Source organism: Lysobacter silvisoli, assembly GCF_003382365.1.
GTDB lineage: Bacteria > Pseudomonadota > Gammaproteobacteria > Xanthomonadales > Xanthomonadaceae > Lysobacter > Lysobacter silvisoli.
In genome coordinates this window covers 920,744-939,560 of record NZ_QTSU01000001.1, presented here as the reverse complement: position 1 = coordinate 939,560, position 18,817 = coordinate 920,744, and the positions used below count along the sequence as shown (strand labels likewise).

Sequence of the window (18,817 nt, the reverse complement as noted above, 5' to 3'; positions counted from 1 at the left end):
CCTATCGCGAACCGGTCAGCTGTCGGCCGACGGCGATTCACCGGCGGTCTCGCCGCTGGCCGGCGGCGGCAGGGTCTCGCCCTCGCCCGCCGCGCTCTCGCCGACCTCGTCCTCGTCCAGCGAGGCGTCCACGCGCTCGATGGTCTGCAGGCTCTCGTCGTCGGCCAGACGCATCAGGGTCACGCCCTGAGTGTTGCGGCCGACCTGCGAGATCTCGGCCGCGCGCGTGCGCACCAGGGTGCCGCCGTCGGAGATCATCAGCACTTCGTGGTGGTCGCTGAGCTGGATCGCGCCGACCAGGGCGCCGTTGCGCTCGGTGGTCTTGAGCGCGATCACGCCCTGAGTGCCGCGGCCCTTGCGCGGGTAGTCGTCCACCGGCGTGCGCTTGCCGTAGCCGCGTTCGCTGGCGGTGAGGATGTCGCCGTCGCCTTCGACCACGACCAGGCTCACCACCACGGTGCCGGTGTCGTTGGGCGCGTCGCCGGTGTCGATATCGCCCTCGGCGGGGAGGACGGCATCGTCGGCTTCGCTCTCGGCGGCCGAGGCCGCGAGCAGGCGCATGCCGCGCACGCCGCCGGCGGTGCGGCCCATCGGGCGCACCGTGCTTTCGGCGAAGCGTGCGGCGCGGCCGTTGGAGGCGAACAGCATCACGTCGCGCTGGCCGTCGGTCAGGGCCACGTCGACCAGGGCGTCGCCCTCGCCCAGGTTGATCGCGATCTTGCCGCGCGCGAGCTTGAACGCGAACTCGGTCAGCGGCGTCTTCTTGACCCGGCCGTTGCGGGTGGCGAAGAACACGAAGTGGTCCTCGTCGTACTCGCGCACCGGCAGCACCGCCTGCACCTGCTCGCCCTGCTCCAGCGCCAGCCAGTTGATGATCGGGCGGCCGCGCGCGTTCGGGCCGGCCTCGGGCAGCTGGTGCACGGGCAGCCAGAACACCCGGCCGGTGCTGGTGAAGGTCAGCAGGGTGTCGTGGGTGTTGACCAGCCACAGCTTGTCGATGAAATCCTCGTCCTTGGTCGCCGCGGCGTTGCGGCCCTTGCCGCCGCGCTTCTGCGCGCGATAGGCGCTGACCGGCTGGCGCTTGGCGTAGCCGGAGTGCGACAGTGTGACCACCACGTCTTCCGGCGCGATCAGGTCGAGGATGTCCAGGTCTTCTTCGCTGGCGCGGATTTCGCTGCGGCGCTCGTCGCCGAACTCTTCCTTCAGGTTGCGCAGCTCGGTGCGGATCACCTCGAGCAGCACGTCGGGGTTTTCCAGGATCTCGATCAGGCCGCGGATGGTGTCCAGCAGCGCACGGTATTCCTCGGTGAGCTTGTCCTGCTCCAGGCCGGTCAGGCGGTGCAGGCGCATTTCCAGGATCTGGGTGGCCTGGACCTCGGTCAGCTGGTAGCGCCCATCGGTCAGGCCGACGCCCGGCGGCAGGTCTTCCGGACGCGAGGCCTCGGCGCCGGCCGCGGCCAGCAGCGCGCCGACCAGGCCCGGCTCCCAGGTCTTGGCCAGCATGCGCTCGCGCGCTTCGTTCGGGTTCGCCGAGGTCTTGATCAGTTCGATCATCTCGTCGATGTTGGCCAGCGCGACCGTCAGGCCTTCCAAGATGTGCGCGCGCTGGCGCGCCTTGCGCAGATCGAAGATGGTGCGGCGGGTGACCACTTCGCGGCGGTGGCGCACGAACGCTTCCAGCACCTGCTTGAGGTTCAGCAGCTGCGGACGGCCGTCGACCAGGGCGACCATGTTGATGCCGAACACCGACTCCATCTGCGTCTGTTGATAGAGGTTGTTGAGCACTACCTCGGCCGATTCGCCGCGCTTGATCTCGATGAAGATGCGCATGCCGTCCTTGTCGGACTCGTCGCGCAGCTCGCTGATGCCCTCGAGCTTCTTTTCCTTCACCAGCTCGGCGATCTTCTCGATCAGCCGCGCCTTGTTGACTTGGTACGGGATCTCGGTGACCGCGATGGCCTCGCGGCCGGTGTCCTGGTTGACCTCGATCTCGGCGCGCGCGCGCATGCGCACGCGGCCGCGGCCGGTGCGGTAGGCGGCGACGATGCCGGCGGTGCCGTTGATGATGCCCGCGGTCGGGAAGTCCGGGCCGGGGATGTAGGCCATCAGCCCGTCGACGTCGATCTCCGGCTCGTCGATCAGCGCGATGGTGGCGTTGATGACCTCGGTGAGGTTGTGCGGCGGGATGTTGGTGGCCATGCCCACCGCGATGCCGGCCGAGCCGTTGACCAGCAGGTTCGGCACCCGCGTCGGCAGGACCGTGGGTTCGAGTTCCTTCTCGTCGTAGTTGGGCTGGAAGTCGACGGTTTCCTTGTCGATGTCGGCCAGCAGCTCGTGGGTCAGGCGCGTCATGCGCGCCTCGGTGTAACGCATGGCCGCGGCGTCGTCGCCGTCGACCGAACCGAAGTTGCCCTGGCCGTCGACCAGCAGGTAACGCAGCGAGAACGGCTGGGCCATGCGCACCAGCGTGTCGTAGACCGACTGGTCGCCGTGCGGGTGGTACTTACCGATCACGTCGCCGACGATACGCGCCGACTTCACGTGCGGCTTGCTGGCGTGGGTGCCGAGTTCGTTCATCGCGTACAGGACGCGACGGTGGACCGGCTTGAGGCCGTCTCGGACGTCGGGAAGCGCGCGCCCCACGATCACGCTCATGGCGTAGTCGAGGTAGCTGCGGCGCATCTCGTCTTCGAGATTGACCTGGATGATTTCCTTGGCGAGTTCGGCCATCAGGGTTCCGTACGGGCGGTGGTGTGGCGTCCCCGTCGGCCGTGCCGGGCGGCGGCAAAAACCGGCCCGCGCGGGCTGGATTCGCGGCCCGCGCGCAGCGGCGTAGGAGGACAGGAAATGATAGCACGAACGCCGCTTTCACGGCAGTCCGATTCCCACGCAGAAACAAGCACTTGCGGGGTGAATTGCGGGGCCTGGCACAGGCCCCGCGCGGGACTCGGGTTCAGCCCGGGAACGCGGCTCGCATGGCGGCGGCGTCGGGGCGCTCGATCACCCCGCGCTCGGTGACGATGGCGTCGATCAGCTCGTGCGGGGTCACGTCGAACACCGGGTTCCAGGCGCCCACGTTCTCGGCCGCGGTGCGCACTCCGCCCACGCCGAACAGCTCGCCGGGGTCGCGCTCCTCGATCTCGATCGCGTCGCCCGAGGGCGTGGCCATGTCCACCGTGGACGAAGGCGCGGCGACCATGAACTTCAGCCCGTGGTGGCGCGCGGCGATGGCCAGCTGGTAGGTGCCGATCTTGTTGGCGGTGTCGCCGTTGGCGCAGATGCGGTCGGCGCCGACCACCACCCACTGCACCTGCCCGCTCTTCATCAGGTGCGAGGCGGCGGCGTCGGCGATCAGGGTCGGGGCGATGCCGTCCTGCTCGAGCTCCCACACGGTCAGGCGCGCGCCCTGCAGCCAGGGCCGGGTCTCGCCGGCGTAGACGCGGTCGATGCGCCCCTGGGCCACGCCCGCGCGGATCACGCCCAGCGCGGTGCCGAAGCCGGCGGTGGCCAGCGAGCCGGTGTTGCAATGGGTGAGCACGCCGCTGCCGGGCGCGATCAGGGCCGCGCCCAGCGCGCCCATGCGGCGGTTGGCAGCCAGGTCTTCCTCGGCGATGGCCTGGGCTTCGCGCTCCAGGCGCGCGCGCCAGTCGGCGCCCGCGCCGGCCAGCGCGCCGCGCATGCGCGCCAGCGCCCAGGCCAGGTTGACCGCGGTCGGACGTGCGGCGTTGAGGCGCTGCAGCGCCGGCTCCAGCGCGGCCAGCGCGGCCACGCCGTCGGCGGCTTCGACCTCGCGCGCGGCCAGCACCGCGCCCCAGGCGGCGGCGATGCCGATCGCCGGCGCACCGCGCACGGTCAGCGCGTGGATGGCCGCGGCCACCGCGTCGCTGTCCCCGCAGCGCACGTACTCGACCTGGAACGGCAGGCGGCGCTGGTCCAGCAGTTCCAGGGCGTCGCCGGTCCAGCGGATGGGACGGATGCGGTCGTAACGGTCGAAGTCGATGTCGGTCATGCGGCCAGTTTATCGCAGGGGGTGTGGGAGGACGGCGAGTGCGGAGCCAATCCACCTCAATCCCCCTTTTTCAAAGGGGGAAGAAAAAGCCCCGCATCGCTGCGGGGCCTTCGCTGGTGCGGGTGTTGCGGACGATCAGCGCACGCTGAACTCGCCGCGGCAACCCATCTGCACCCAGATGCCGTTGTTGTCCCAGCCCCAGGTGCGGCCTTCGATGCAGGCGCTCTTGGAGGTCTGGCGGATCAGGCGCGCGCCGTCGCGGATGGTGGTGTTGCAGCGGCGCATGCGGCCTTCGCGGCCGTCGTTGGACTCGCAGGTCATGCTGCGCCACTGGTTGCCGCCGCCTCCGTTCCAACCGCCACCGCCGTTCCAGCCGCCATTGCCGCGGCCGCTGCTGAACTCGCCGCGGCAGCCGTTGCTGACCCACACGCTGCCGCGCTGCGAGCCCCAGCTCTGGCCTTCCACGCAGGGCGACTTGGACAACTGGCGCACCAGGCGCGCGCGGTTGCCGTTGATGTTGCAGGTGCGGTAGCGGCCATCGTCGGACTCGCAGCGCACGGTGTCGCCACCGCCGCCGTTCCAACCGCCGCCGCCGTTCCAGCCGCCGTCGCCGCGGCCGACTTCGAACTCGCCGCGGCAACCGTTGCTGACCCAGATGCCGTCGCGGTTGTAGCCCCAGGTCTGGCCCTGCACGCACTGCGACTTGGACAGCTGGCGCACCAGGCGCACGCCGCCGCGGGTGTCGGCATAGCAGGTGCGGCTGCGTCCGTCGTCGGATTCGCAGCGCACGTTCTGCTGGTCGCCGTAACCCGGATAACCGCCGTATTGGGCGTGCGCGGCTGCGCTGACGCCGAGCGCCAGGGCGATAGTGGAAACGATGCGTACGACCATGTCCGTCACTCCGTTGTCAGTTGAGGAAAACTCTAGCCGCGTCCGCTTAACGCGAGTTCAAGATTTCGTGGCGAGGTCCTGCCCGCCGGTATTGCGTTCATCTACGGCTTAAGCGTGTCATGACCAACGGCAGGGGCGCCATGGTCCGGCCGCGCCTCAGCCGCCGTTGCGCGCCACGCCCACTTCGAACTCGGCGCGGCAGCCTTCTTCGACCCAGATGCCGTTGCGGTCGTAGCCCCAGCTGCGGCCTTCCACGCACTGCGAGCGCGAAAGCTGCTTGTGCAGGCGCACGCCCGCACCGGTTTCCACCGCGCAGCGCTGGGCCAGGCTCTTGATCGATTCGCAGCGCACCAGGCGCGCGCGCGGCACCGTGGGGTAGACCACGCGCGGATCGCTGGACACCACCTGGAATTCGCCGCGGCAGCCGCCGGACACCCACAGGCCCTGCCCGTCCGCGCCCCAGGTCTGGTCGCGAATGCAGGGGCGCTTGGACAGCTGGCGCACCAGTTGCACGCCGCCGCTGCCGTCGGCGCGGCAATGGTTCCAGCGCCCGCCCTTGGATTCGCAGCGCAGCACGCGGTCGCCGCTGCGGCTGTCCTTGCCGCTGCCGCCCTGGCCGAGCAGGAAATCGGCGCTGCAGCCGCGCGCGACCCAGACGCCGCTGCGGTCCACGCCCCAGCTCTTGCCTTCGTCGCAGTCGCTGCCGGACAGACGCCGCAGCAGGCGCACGCCGCCGCTGGTGTCGGCCGGGCACTGGCGCGGGGCGTCGCCGGCGGATTCGCAGCGCAGCACGCGGTCGCCGTACAGGGTTTCGCCGCCGGCTTGCGCCGACGCCGTCCCCGTGCCGGCCGCAAAGGCCAGCGCCAGCGTCACCATCGTGGCCGTGCGTACGCGCATCCGAGACTCCCCAAGGTCAGACGCGATCACTCTAACCCGCGTCCCTGAACGGTCAATCAAAACCTGGTCCAAGTTTGGCGGCGTGCGCCTGTCGTTCAGCGATGTCATGCGCGCGCGAAATCGAACGCCAGCACATCGGCGATGCGGCCGCTGTCGAGCAGGGCCATCAGCAGGCGGTCCACGCCCAGCGCTACGCCGGCACTGGCCGGCAGGCCCGCGCCCAGTGCGGCGAGCAGGAATTCGTCGCGCGGCGGCGCGGCATCGCCGCGTTGCGCACGCAGCGCCAGGTCGCGCTGAAAACGTTCTCCCTGCTCGTCCGCGTCGGCCAGTTCGTGGTAGCCGTTGGCCAGTTCCAGCGGGCCCAGGTAGAGCTCGAAGCGCTCGGCCACCGGCGGATCGTCCGCGCGCACGCGCGCCAGCGCGCACTGGGAGGCCGGGTAGTCGTACACGGCCAGCAGTTCGTCGCGGGCGAAGGCCGGCTGCAGGCGGTGGGTCATCAGCAGGTCCAGCCAGTCGTCGCGGGTCAGGCCTTGGGGATCGATCACGACGTCCCCTAGTGCGGCGCGCAATTCGGGTTCGCCGGCCTGCATCGGATCCAGGCCCAGGCGCTCGCGGTACAACTCGCGATAGCTCACCCGGCGCAGCGTGGCGCTGCGGCCGACCAGGGCCAGCGCGGCCTGCACCAGTTCGGCGGTCTCGTCGATCAGGCGCTGGTGGTCGTAGCCCAGACGGTACCACTCGAGCATGCTGAATTCTGGGTTGTGGCGGCCGCCGGCCTCGCCGTCGCGGAAGACCCGGCCCAGTTCGTAGCAATCGCCCAGGCCCGCGGCGAGCAGGCGCTTGAGCGGATATTCGGGCGAGGTGCGCAGCCAGCGCGTGCGCGGCGCGCCGTCGGTGCGTCCGGCGAAGGTCAGCGAGAACGAGGCGATGTTGGGATCGGTGTTGCCGGCGCGCGAGAGCACCGGCGTTTCCACTTCGAGCACGTTACGGGCGTGGAAGAACTCGCGGATCAGGCGGTTGACCCGGGCGCGCAGGCGCAGCGCGTCGGGCGAGGCGCTGGGCGTCCACTGGGCAGGCGCATCGAGGCCGTGGCGCCAGCCGGGGCCGGTTTGGGACGTGCTCATTCGAACGCGCTCATCGATTCACGCGTGCTGCTCGAGGAACGCGAGCAGGCGCGCCTCGTCCCAGATTTCGACGCCCAGCTCCTGCGCCTTGTCCAGCTTGGAACCGGCGGCCTCGCCGGCGACCACGAAGCTGGTCTTCTTCGACACGCTGCCGGCGACCTTGGCGCCCAGCGCTTCCAGCTTGGCCTTGGCCTCGTCGCGGCTGAGCGCGGACAAGGTGCCGGTGAGCACGGCGGTCTGGCCGTCGAGCGGGCCGGCCGCCGCCTCGGCGCCGGCCGGCAGGCGCGCGAGCAGTTCGGGCAACGCGGTGCGCAGCTGTTGCAGCAAAGCCCAGTGGCCGGGTTCGTCCAGCCAGGCGCTGAGGCTGTCGATCACGTCCTTGGGCAGGTCCGACGCCGCCAGCGTCGCCGCAGCGTCCGCGGGCTTGGCGGTATCGAGCGCGCCGGTGGCCACCACCTGCGGCGCACGCACCTTGGTGACCTTGGCGATCTCCATGTCGGCCAGCACCGTAGCCAGGTCCAGGCCCTCGCGCAGCTTGGGCGAGGGTTCGCGGCTGTCTTCGATGCGCACGCCGCGTTCGAGCAGATCGTCGATGACCTGCTGGTTGCCGGCCTGGTCGAAGAAGTGGCCCAGCGAACGCGCGACTTCGCCGCCGATATCGGGCACGCGCTTGAACAGCGGCCACGGCAGGCGCCGGATCAGCTGGATGTCGCCGAACCAGGCGGCCAGCGCCTTGGCCGTGCTCTCGCCGACGTGTTCGATGCCCAGGGCGTTGAGGAAGCGCTCCAGGGTGGTGGCGCGGCTGCGGTCGATGGCCTCGATCAGGTTCTCGGCCCATTTGCTGGCGACCTTGCCGGCTTTCACCGTCTCGGGCGTGGTGCCGTCGCGCTCGTCGGCGCGGCGCTTCATTTCCAGCAGGTCGTCGACGCTGAGCTTGTACAGGTCGGCCACCGACTGCACGTAACCCAGGTCCGACAGCACTTCGACGTAGCGCTCTCCCAGGCCTTCGATGTCCATGGCCCGGCGCGAGGCGAAATGGATCACCGCTTCCTTGCGCTGCGCGGGACAGATCAGTTCGCCCGAACAGCGCCAGACCGCTTCGCCCTCCTCGCGCACCAGTTCCGAACCGCAGACCGGGCAGTGGCTGGGCATGGACCAGGGCTGGGTGCCGGGCGGGCGCTGTTCGACCACCACGCGCACCACTTCCGGAATCACGTCGCCGGCGCGGCGCACGATCACGGTGTCGCCGTTGCGCACGTCCAGGCGCGCGACCTGGTCGGCGTTGTGCAAGGTGGCGCGGGTCACGACCACGCCGCCCACCTGCACCGGCGCCATCAGCGCCCAGGGCGTGACCGCGCCGGTGCGGCCGACGTTGACCTCGACCGATTCGACCGTGGTCGACTGTTCCTGGGCCGGGAACTTGTGCGCGATCGCCCAGCGCGGCGCGCGCGAGACGAAGCCCATCTCGCGCTGGCCGGCGTAGTCGTCGAGCTTGTAGACCACGCCGTCGATGTCGAACGGCAGCGCGTGGCGCTTCTCGCCGATGCGCCGGTAGTAGCCCAGCAGGCCTTCGGTGCCGGACACCACCTGGCTTTCGCCGCTGACCGGGAAACCCCAGTCGCGCAGCTTGGCCAGCGTGGCCGAATGCGTGGCCGGCAGCTCGTAGCCTTCGACCACGCCCACGGCGTAGGCGTAGAAGGCCAGCGGGCGCTGCGCGGTGATGCGCGGATCGAGCTGGCGCAGCGAACCGGCGGCGCCGTTGCGCGGATTGGCCAGCACCTTGCCGCCCTCGGCCAGGGCGCGTTCGTTGTAGGCCTTGAACGCGGCCAGCGGCATGTAGACCTCGCCGCGCACTTCCAGCACCTGCGGCCAGCCCTGGCCGCGCAATTGCAGCGGAATGGCCTTGACTGTGCGCAGGTTGGCGGTGACGTCCTCGCCGGTGGCGCCGTCGCCGCGGGTCGCGCCCTGGACGAATCGGCCGTCCTCGTAGCGCAGGCTGATGGCCAGGCCGTCGAGCTTGGGTTCGACCGAGAACGTGGGCGCGCTGCGGTCCAGGCGCTCCTCGATGCGGCGTTCGAAGTCGGCCACCTCTTCGTCGGTGAAGGCGTTGCCCAGCGACAGCATGGGAATGGCGTGGCGCACCGGGGCGAAGGCCGAGGACGGCGCGTTGCCCACGCGCTGGGTCGGCGAATCGGGGCTGACCAGCTCGGGGTGCGCGGCCTCCAGTTCGTCCAGCTCGCGCAGCAGGCGATCGTACTGCGCGTCGGCCATGCTCGGATCGTCGAGCACGTGATAGCGGTAGTTGGCGTCTTCGAGCTGGCTGCGCAGTTGCGCGGCGCGTTTGGCGGCTTGGGCGGCGTCGGTCATCGCGGGCGATCCAGGGCGCTGCGGTGGGCAGTGCGGTGGATGCATTTTGAACGGTTTGGGGCGTTGTTAGTTAGATGCGGGTGAAGCAAATCCCCCTGCCCCCCTTTTTCAAAGGGGGGAACAGCCAAAGCTAGATCGCACGCGAATGCCGTCTCCCCCTTTGCGAGAGGAGGATTGAGGGGATTCGCTTTTGCTTTGCCTGCGCTGTTACCAGCGCGTAGGCCGCGTCAGCGGCGGCGCTTCGCGCTGGCGGTCGTAGGCGCGCAGTTCGTCGCGCAGGTGGGCGATGCGCTGGCGGCCCAGCGCGTTGCGCTGCTCGTCCAGGACCACGCCGTCCAGCAGTTCGGCCATGCGCTGCGCGGTGGGCAGCATGGTTTCCCAGGCGTCCAGCGCCGGCACCGGCGCGGGCAGGGTCAGGAAGAAGGCGATGGCCGGAGTTTCCAGGGCCTGGATCTGGGCCATGTCGAAGCTGCCGGGCTTCATGATGTTGGCCACGCTGAACACCGGGCCGCGCTCGGGATGGCCCTCGACCAGGCGATGGAACACGCCCATGTGGCCGTAGACCAGGCCGGCTTTCTCGGCCGCCACGACGATGTCGGGGCCGTGCAGCTTGGCGCCGGCGCGCGCGGCCAGGTACAGGGTGACGATCTTGTCGAATTCCTCGGTGGCGCGGCGGCCCAGCTCGCTGGTCGCGGCGCCGCCGTCCAGGGTGCGCTCGAACAGTTCCAGCTCGGCCTGGCGGGTGGCATCGCCGGCCGCGGACGCGGTCTGCGCATCGCCTTCGATCATCTCGCCCAGGGTCGGCTCGCGCCGGCCGCTGTCGCCCTTGCCGCGGGCCTCGTCGCCGGACTCGCGCGCCAGGCGCTTGCCCTGGCCGGGCTTGCGCGGGCGGCCGAAGAACACGATCGCGGCGATCAGGATCAAGCCAGCGATCAGGATGCCGATCCGCAGCAGGGTCACTTCGGACATTCGGTAGCTCCTTGAATTTTAGGTTGTTGCTTTTGCTCGTCGTGTCCGCGCGAGCGGGAAACCCAAGACTTCAGACGCATGCCGCGATACAGCCCTGGATCCCCGCCTTCGCGGGGATGACGCATCGGTACGACGCGCCGGCCGCCGTGGCCGGTTGCGAATCGAACCTCAAGCCGCGCCGGCCAGGCGCGTGGCCTCGGCCAGGTCCACCGACACCAGGCGGCTGACGCCGGGTTCGCGCATGGTGACGCCGGACAGCTGATGCGCGGCCTCCATCGTCGCCTTGTTGTGGCTCACGAACAGGAACTGTACCTGTTCGCTCATCTCGCTGACCATCGCCGTGAAACGGCCGACGTTGGCTTCGTCCAGCGGCGCGTCGACCTCGTCCAGCAGACAGAACGGCGCCGGGTTGAGGCGGAAGATCGCGAACACCAGGGCCACCGCGGTCATCGCCTTCTCGCCGCCGGACAGCAGCGAGATGTTGGACACGCGCTTGCCCGGCGGGCGCGCCATGATCGCCACGCCGGTGTCGAGCAGGTCCTCACCGGTGAGTTCCAGGTAGGCGTGACCGCCGCCGAACAGGCGCGGATACAGCTCCTGCACGCCGGAATTGACCCGGTCGAAGGTGTCCTTGAAGCGGCCGCGGGTCTCGCGGTCGATCTTGCGGATCGCGTCTTCCAGGGTCTCCAGCGCGGTGGTCAGGTCGGTGTGCTGCGCGTCCAGGTAGTCCTTGCGCTGCGCGGCCTCGGCATGCTCGGCGATCGCGGCCAGGTTGACGGGCTCGAGCCGGCGCATCTTGGCGTCCAGCTCGGTTACGGTACGCTCCCAGACCTGCGGCGACATGTCGTCGGTCAGGGTGTTGGTCACGTCCTCGAGTACGAAGCCGGCCTCGACCACGGCCGCGGCCAACTGCTCGGCCTTGAGCACCAGTGCCTGCTGCTCCAGGCGGCGCTGGCCGATGCCCTCGCGCTGCTGCAGGGCCTGCTCGTCGCGCTGGTGACGGGTCTGCTCGAAACGGCGCAGGTCGTTGTCGATGCCGTCCAGGTGGCTGCGCGCGCTGGTCAGGGTCTGCTCGGCCAGCACGCGCTGCTCCAGCGCGACCTGGCGCTGGGCTTCCAGCGATTGCACCGGCTGATCGCCCTCGGCCAGCTGCGCGGCCAGTTCGCCCAGGCGCGTGTCCAACTGCCCGCGCTGGCCGCCCATGCGGTCCAGCGCCTGCGACAGGCCGACGATCTGGGTGCGCTGCGCCTCCAGGGTCAGGGCCAGCGCATGGGCGGTGTCGCGCGATTCGCGCGCGGCGTTGCGCGCAGCGTCGCGGGCCTCGCCCAGCGCGCGGCGTTCGGATTCCAGTTGCTGGCGCGCGTCTTCCAGCTCGCCCATGCGTTCGACCGCGGCTTCCTGGCGCGCGCGCGCGTCGCGCGCCTGCTCGCGGCTGCTGTCCAGGGTGGCGATCAGCTGTTCGAGTTCGGCGTCGATCTTCTCGATGCGGCCGCGCGCCGAATCCAGGCGGCCCTGCTGGCTCTGCAGCTGACCGGCCAGTTCGGACACGCCGCGGTGGGCCATGTACAGCGAACGCTGCGCGTCCTCGCGCTGCTGTTCGGCGGCCAGGGTGCGGTCGCGCAGCTGTACCTGCAGCGATTCGAGCTCGCGCTCGCGCGCGATCAGCGCGTCGATGTCGCCGCGCAGGCTCTGGATTTCGCGTTCGCGCAGCAGCGCGCCCTGCTGGGCGCTGCCTGCGCGGGTCACCCGCAGCCAACCCTCGCCCAGGCGTTCGCCGTTGCGGGTGACGACCGATTCGCCCTCGCCCAGGCTGGGCTGCAGCGCGCGCGCGGCGGCCAGGTCTTCGGCCGCGTGCAGGCGCGCCAGCAGGCGGCGGATCGCGCGCGGGCCGCGCACCTTGGCCGCCAGCGAGGTCGCGGGATAGTGGCTGTCGTCGGTCTCGGGCGAGACCAGGCTGAGGCGGCCGTCGCCGAGTTCGCCGATGGCCTCGACCAGGGCTTCCGGCGATTCCACCAGCACGCCTTCGATGAGTTGGCCCAGCGCGCCTTCGACCGCGTTTTCCCAGCCCGCGTCCACGTCCAGGCGTTCGCCCACGCGTGCCGCGCTGTCCAGCCCGCGCGCCTTCAGCCAGCTCAGGGCCGCGCCCTGCTCCTGGCCCAGCGCCGCGTGCTGCAGGGTTTCCAGCGAGGACAGGCGACCGCGCGCGGCCTGCGCCTGCTTGCGCACTTCGGCCAGTTCGGACTGAGTGCCGCGCTGTTGTTCCTGCAGCTCGGTCACGCTGCGCTTGCGGGTTTCCAGCTCGTGGGTCAGGCCTTCCAGCGATTCCTTCTGGATATCGTGCTGCGACTGGATCTGCTCGAAGGCGGCGGCCAGCGCGGCCACGTCCAGGCCGATGCGTTCGTTGCTCAGCGCCTCGCGCCGGCGGTCGCCGTCCAGGGCCTGGCGGTCCAGGCCTTCGATGCGGGTGCGCTCGACGTCGGCCGCGCGCGCGGCCTCGGCCTGCTCGCGGCTGTGCGCGTCCCAGCGCTGCTGCCAGTCGCCGAGCTTGGTTTCGGCCTCGCGCAGCGCGTCCTGGCGCGCTTCGTCGTTGTCGCGCAAGGCTTCCAGGCGCGGTTCGGCGTCCTCGACCGCGGCGCGCAGCGCGTCCAGGCGGTCCTGGTCGCTGCCGATGTGGCTGCCCAGTTCGGCCAGCTGCGCGGCGGCTTCGTCGCGCGCGCGCTGCAGGCGGCTGGTCATTTCGCGCTGGTGCTGGATCTGCTGTTCGATCCGGGCCAGCGCGCCGCCGACCTCGTAGCTGGCGGCCTGGGCCTTGTTCAAGGCCTCGGCGGCTTCCTCGCGGCGCACGCGGCCGGTTTCCAGCTCCCGCTCGGCCTCGCGCTGCTCGGCGATCAGCTGCTGCAGGCGGGTTTCCTGCTGCGACAGCTTCTCGCGCTGCGACTGCAGCTTCTGATCCAGGGCGCGGTGTTCCAGCGCCTTCCACTCGGCGTCCTTGATCCGGCGCTCGGCCTGGATCGCCTGGTACTGCTCGGCCTGGCGCGCCTGGCGGCGCAGGTGCTCGAGCTGCTTGCCCACTTCCTCGCGCAGGTCGTTGAGGCGGTCCAGGTTCTCGCGGGTGTGGCGGATGCGGGTTTCGGTTTCCTTGCGCCGTTCCTTGTACTTGGAGATGCCGGCGGCTTCCTCCAGATACACGCGCAGGTCTTCGGGCTTGGCCTCGATGATCTGCGAGATCATGCCCTGCTCGATGATCGAGTAGCTGCGCGGGCCCAGGCCGGTGCCCAGGAACAGGTCGGTGATGTCGCGGCGCCGGCACTTGCCGCCGTTGAGGTAGTACTGGCTCTGGCCGTCGCGGCTGACCACGCGCTTGACCGAGATTTCGTTGAAGGCCGCGAATTCGCCGGTGATGGTGTGGTCGGAGTTGTCGAAGATCAGCTCGACCATCGCCTGCGACACCGGCTTGCGCGCCGAGGAGCCGGCGAAGATCACGTCGGTCAGCGAGTCGCCGCGCAGGCGGCTGGCCGAGCTTTCGCCCATGACCCAGCGCACCGCGTCGATGATGTTGGACTTGCCGCAGCCGTTGGGACCGACCACACCGGTCATGTTGGTGGGCAGGTGCAAGGTGGTCGGATCGACGAAGGACTTGAAACCGGACAGCTTGATCGTGGACAGACGCATGCGGCGTGTGGGCCTTTAGGGACGCGGCGGACGCGACCGTGAAATTAGGTTAGACAGTGCGGCCAAGTGATTGAATCATCAAGGCCAGCAGCGGTTCTTGGCCGCGCTCACCCCGGAGTATAGCGGGCCGGGGGCTAGGCCGCCGCTCGGAGCCGACGGGCGCGCGCCCAGGCGCTGGAACGGCCGCCTTTTCGGCCCTGTCCGTGCGCCAGCGGGGTTCGCCGTTTCGATCGCCGGCTTCCCGGAAACGGTTCTCCGCACCGGGTTCGCGGCCGACACACCCGGTCAAGTGCCGACACGCGCGCGAACGGCGGCGCATGGTAAATAGGGGCGGTCCGACGTTTGTTGCGATCCTGGAACGATCCGCCCGCATGAGCCGCCCCCGCGCCCAGCGCCGCAAGAAGGAACCTGGCGACAGCCCGACCATGGCCGACCTGGCCAAGCTGGCCGGCGTCTCGGCGATCACAGTCTCGCGCGCGCTGCGCGACAGCCCGCTAGTCAATCCCGAGACCCGCGCCCAGATCAAGGCCCTGGCCGAGCGCCAGGGCTACATGTTCAACATCTCCGCGCGCAACCTGCGCCTGCGCCGCAGCATGACCGTGGCGGTGGTGGTGGAAATGACCCCCACCATCGAACGGCAGATGTCCGGCCCCTATCCCCTGGACCTGCTCGGCGGCATCAGCCAGGAGCTGACGTCCTCCGGCTACGCCGTGCTGCTGACCTCGCTGCAGGGCGGCGCGCTGCCCAGCGTGCAGGCCGCCGACGGCGTGATCCTGCTCGGCCAGGGCGCGCACGAGGACGCCATGCACCAGGTCCGGCGCTGGGGCCGGCCGATGGTGGTCTGGGGCGCGGTCAGCCGCCACGAATCGCAGGTGGTGGTGGGCAGCGACAATCAGCGCGGCGGCGCGCTCGCGGCCGAACGCTTCATGGCTCTGGGCCGGCGCCAGCCGGTGTTCCTGGGCGATGCCGCGCACGGCGAGTTCGCCGAGCGCCTGGAGGGCTACGGCCGCGCCCTGGCCGGGCACGGCCTCAGCCCGCTGACGCCGCCGGTGCACGGCCTGACCGTCAGCGCCGGCGCCGCGGCCGTGCATGCCCTGCTCGACAACCAGCCGCAGTTCGACGCCCTGTTCGCGGCCAGCGACTTGCTCGCCATCGGCGCGATCCGCGCCCTGATCGAGCGCGGCCGGCGCGTGCCCGAGGACGTGTCGGTGATCGGCTACGACGACACCCCGCTGGGCGCGACCTATCTGCCGCCGCTGAGCTCGGTGCACCAGAACTTCACCGACGCCGGCGTGCTGCTGGCGCGCAAGATCCTGGCGCTGATCGAAGGCCGGCCGGCGCAGTCGGAAATCCTGCCGACCAATCTGGTGGTGCGGGTGACCTGAGGCCCCGGCGGTAAATCACGCAACTCCTAAGACCCCACGGTGGGAGCGGCGTAAGCGCGACCGCCCATTCCGGCGGTGGGTAGGTCGCGGCCGTTCGTATTGCCGGATCGCGGCTTACGCCGCTCCTACCCCAAAGCGAGGAGCTACCGCCCCTCCGTGTCGCGCTGGCGCTTGCTGCGCCGCAGCGTGAAGCGATCGCACGGGCCGCCGCCAGCGCCGCCCGCTCGGGCGGCGTGATCGACGCGATGCATTCCTTTCAAATCAAAAACATAAACAAACTTCCGCACACCGTGCTCGCACCGCGTCAGATGCGATTTCGTCGCCAGCCGCGCGTGGGTCGCCGCTCTTGTTATCGATAACTTGACATCGATAACAATGACCTCCTAGGGTCCAGCCCGACCGCTACCCCCAGCGGATGCAAGACGAGGCCGAACCCGCGTGACCCAGCCCCACCCCACCCCCGCCGACGCCCACGACGCAGCCGCCTGGTGCCTGCGCCAGGACCGCTACGAACCCGCGCGCCGGCAACGCGACCAGACCCTGTACGCCCTGGCCAACGGCTCGCTGGGCGTGCGCGGCGGTTTCGAGGAAGGCGACGGCGAAGGCGACGGCTGCTACCTGGCCGCGGTCTACGAACAGAACCCGATCCACTACCACGAACGTTTCCGCGGTTTCGCCCTGCGCACCGACACCCGCGTGCCGGTGGCCGACGGCAAGCGCATCGAGGTCTGGCTGGGCGAGCACCGGCTGCAGCCCGAGACCGCCGAGGTGCTGGCCTTCGCACGCGAACTGGACCTGCGCAGCGGCGTGCTGCGGCGGCGCCTGCGCCTGCGCAGCGCGCAGGGCGCCACGGTCGAGATCGAATCCGAGCGCGTGGTGCCGGCCCACGTCCACCCCGGCGCCTGCGACCTGCTGGCGATCCGCTACCGCGTGCGCTCGATCGACTACAGCGGCGAACTGCGCCTGGTGTCGGCGATCGAAAGCGCGCGCCGCGCGGCCGCGCAAGGCGACGATCCGCGCATCGGCGCCGCCAGCGCGGGGCTGCTGTCCACCGGCAGCCAGGCCGACGGCGAGCGCGCGCGCTACGGCCAGCGCACCCAGCACGGCACCGGCGCGGTGCTGTGCGCGCAGAGCCATCGCCTGCCGGCGGCGAGCGCGCCGCTGGCCTTCGCGGCCGCGCAAGCCGACGACACCCGCGCCGCGCAGATCTTCAGCGCGCGACTGCAGCCGGGCGGCGAAGCGGTGCTGGAAAAGTTCGTCGCCTACGCCAGCGCCGCGCAAGCGCAGGGGCTGGAGGAGCGCACCGACGAAGCCCTGACCGCCGCCGTGGGCGCCGGCTACGAGGCCCTTGCCGCGCTGCAGGCCGGCGCCCTGGCCGAGTTCTGGCGCGACGCAGAAATCGCCGTGGACGGCGACCCGGGCGCCGAACTGGCGCTGCGCTTCAACCTGTTCCACCTGTGGCAGTCGGCCGGCCGCGACGGCGTGTCCGGCACCGCGGCCAAGGGCCTGACCGGCGAAGGCTACGAAGGCCATTGCTTCTGGGACACCGAAGCCTTCGTGTTGCCGGTGATGGCCTTCACCGCGCCCGAGGTCGCCCGCGCCATGCTGCTCGCGCGCTACCGCATGCTCGCTGCCGCGCGCGAGCACGCGCGCGAGATGAACCACCCGGCCGGCGCGCTCTATCCCTGGCGCACCATCGCCGGCGGCGAATGTTCGGCCCACTACCCCTCCGGCTCGGCCGCGTACCACATCAACGCCGCCATCGCTTACGGCATCGGCCTGTACCTGGACGCCAGCGACGACCCGGACTTCCTCGCCGAGGCCGGCGCCGAAATGCTGTTCGAGACCGCGCGCATCTGGCCGCAGGTCGGTCACTTCAACGCTCGCCGCGGCGGCGCGTTCTGCATCCACGAGGTCACCGGGCCGGACGAGTACACGGCCATGGTCGACAACAACTACTACACCAACCGCATGGCCCAGCAGCACCTGCGCCGCGCGGCGCAGGCCTGGGAACAGCTGCGGGCGCAGCGCCCGCAACAGGCCGCGGCGCTAGCCGCGCGCTTGGGCCTGGACGAGAGCGAGGTCGCGTTGTGGCGCCGTGCCGCCGACGCCATGTACCTGCCCTACGACCAGGCGCTGGGCGTGTACGCGCAGGACGACGGTTTCCTGGACAAGCCGCAGTGGCCGTTCCCGCGCCGCGAAGGCGAACACCGCCCGCTGCTGCTCGACTACCACCCGCTGACCCTGTACCGCTACCAGGTATGCAAGCAGGCCGACGTGGTCATGGCCCTGGTGCTGGCCGGCGACGACGTGGACGCGGGCCGCAAGCGCCGCAGCTACGACTACTACGAAGCCGTCACCACCCACGACTCGACCCTGTCGGCGTCGATGTTCGGCATCCTGGCCAGCGAAGTCGGCCTGGCCGACAAGGCGCTGGACTATTTCGACGCCAGCCTGCGCGTGGACCTGGACGACCTGCACGGCAACACCGACCACGGCGTGCACATGGCGGCCATGGCCGGCAGCTGGCTGGCGCTGGTGCAGGGCTTCGCCGGCCTGCGCGTGAGCGCGGGCGAGCTGCGCTTCGCCCCCACTCTGCCCGCGCGCTGGCGCGGCTACGGCTTCGGCCTGCGCTGGCGCGGGCGCGAACTGCAACTGCGCGTGGACGGCGAGCGCGTGCGCTACGCCCTGCTCGACGGTGAGCCGCTGGAGATCGCGCACCACGGTCAGCGCCTGCGCCTGAGCGTGGCGCAGCCGGTGGACGTCGCGCTGGCGCCCGCAGCGGCAACGTTCCCGCGCCCCGCGCAGGCGCTGATCTTCGACCTGGACGGCGTGCTCACCGACACCGCGCACACCCACTACCAGGCCTGGAAGCGCCTGGCCGACGAGATCGGCGTGCCCTTCGACGAGACTGTGAACCTGCGCCTGAAGGGCGTGGACCGCGAGGCTTCGCTGGCGATCATCCTGGAACGCGCCACGCGCGAGTACGGCGCCGAGGAACGCCACACCCTGGCCGAGCGCAAGAACGGCTACTACCGCGCGGCGATCGAACAGGTCGGGCCACAGGACCTGTTCCCCGGCGTGCTCGCGCTGCTGGACGCAGCGCGCGCGCGCGGGCTCAAGCTGGGCCTGGCCTCGGCCAGCAAGAACGCGCCGGCGCTGCTGCGGCGCCTGGGCATCGCCGACCGCTTCGACTACGTGGCCGACGCCGGCGCGATCGCGCGCGCCAAGCCCAACCCGGAGATTTTCCTGAGCGTGGCGCGCGCGCTGGGCGTGGCGCCGCAGACCTGCATCGGCATCGAGGACGCGGCCGCCGGCATCGCCGCGATCCGCGCCGCCGGCATGCCCGCGGTCGGCATCGGCGCGCCCGCCGACCTGCCCGGCGCCGACGCCTGGCTGCCGGCCATCGCCGCATTCGATCTGAACGCTTTCGTTAGCCGTTGAGCACACCGCGCGCCGCAACGGCGCGCCGACCTGACATTCTTGAGAGAGAGGGAGAGAGA

The 18,817-nt window shown here is 70.6% G+C and carries 10 protein-coding genes; 2 read left to right on the top strand and 8 right to left on the bottom strand.

Annotated features, from left to right (window positions below):
• Nucleotides 1-15 precede the first annotated feature (15 nt).
• The 8 genes from gyrA to smc form a co-directional block, all read right to left on the bottom strand.
• Nucleotides 16-2,655 (bottom strand): DNA gyrase subunit A, encoded by a 2,640-nt coding sequence (gene gyrA / locus DX914_RS04340; RefSeq protein WP_425480670.1) that lies wholly within the window; start codon nt 2,653-2,655, stop codon nt 16-18.
• A gap of 298 nt (nt 2,656-2,953) precedes the next feature.
• Nucleotides 2,954-4,009, bottom strand: coding sequence for an S-methyl-5-thioribose-1-phosphate isomerase (gene mtnA, locus DX914_RS04335; RefSeq protein ID WP_115857814.1), 1,056 nt, complete (start codon nt 4,007-4,009; stop codon nt 2,954-2,956).
• Between the two features lie 135 nt (nt 4,010-4,144).
• Nucleotides 4,145-4,900 (bottom strand): DUF3011 domain-containing protein, encoded by a 756-nt coding sequence (locus DX914_RS04330; protein WP_115857813.1) that lies wholly within the window; start codon nt 4,898-4,900, stop codon nt 4,145-4,147.
• 156 nt (nt 4,901-5,056) lie between these two features.
• Nucleotides 5,057-5,797 (bottom strand): DUF3011 domain-containing protein, encoded by a 741-nt coding sequence (locus tag DX914_RS04325; protein WP_158549186.1) that lies wholly within the window; start codon nt 5,795-5,797, stop codon nt 5,057-5,059.
• Between the two features lie 104 nt (nt 5,798-5,901).
• Nucleotides 5,902-6,921, bottom strand: a complete 1,020-nt coding sequence (epmA, locus tag DX914_RS04320; protein WP_115857811.1) for an EF-P lysine aminoacylase EpmA — start codon at nt 6,919-6,921, stop codon at nt 5,902-5,904.
• Between the two features lie 18 nt (nt 6,922-6,939).
• Nucleotides 6,940-9,288 (bottom strand): NAD-dependent DNA ligase LigA, encoded by a 2,349-nt coding sequence (gene ligA / locus DX914_RS04315; protein ID WP_115857810.1) that lies wholly within the window; start codon nt 9,286-9,288, stop codon nt 6,940-6,942.
• Between the two features lie 207 nt (nt 9,289-9,495).
• A complete protein-coding gene (gene zipA / locus DX914_RS04310; protein ID WP_115857809.1) occupies nt 9,496-10,257 on the bottom strand; it encodes a cell division protein ZipA in 762 nt (253 codons plus the stop codon).
• A 168-nt stretch (nt 10,258-10,425) separates the two neighbouring features.
• Nucleotides 10,426-13,929, bottom strand: coding sequence for a chromosome segregation protein SMC (gene smc, locus DX914_RS04305; protein ID WP_115857808.1), 3,504 nt, complete (start codon nt 13,927-13,929; stop codon nt 10,426-10,428).
• Between the two features lie 371 nt (nt 13,930-14,300).
• On the opposite strand from smc, the gene DX914_RS04300 reads away from it, so the two are divergent.
• Both DX914_RS04300 and pgmB read left to right on the top strand, forming a co-directional pair.
• On the top strand, nt 14,301-15,314 hold the full coding sequence (locus DX914_RS04300) for a LacI family DNA-binding transcriptional regulator (protein ID WP_115857807.1): 1,014 nt from the start codon (nt 14,301-14,303) through the stop codon (nt 15,312-15,314).
• Between the two features lie 438 nt (nt 15,315-15,752).
• Nucleotides 15,753-18,758, top strand: a complete 3,006-nt coding sequence (gene pgmB, locus DX914_RS04295) for a beta-phosphoglucomutase (RefSeq protein ID WP_115857806.1) — start codon at nt 15,753-15,755, stop codon at nt 18,756-18,758.
• The last annotated feature ends 59 nt before the right edge of the window (nt 18,759-18,817 follow it).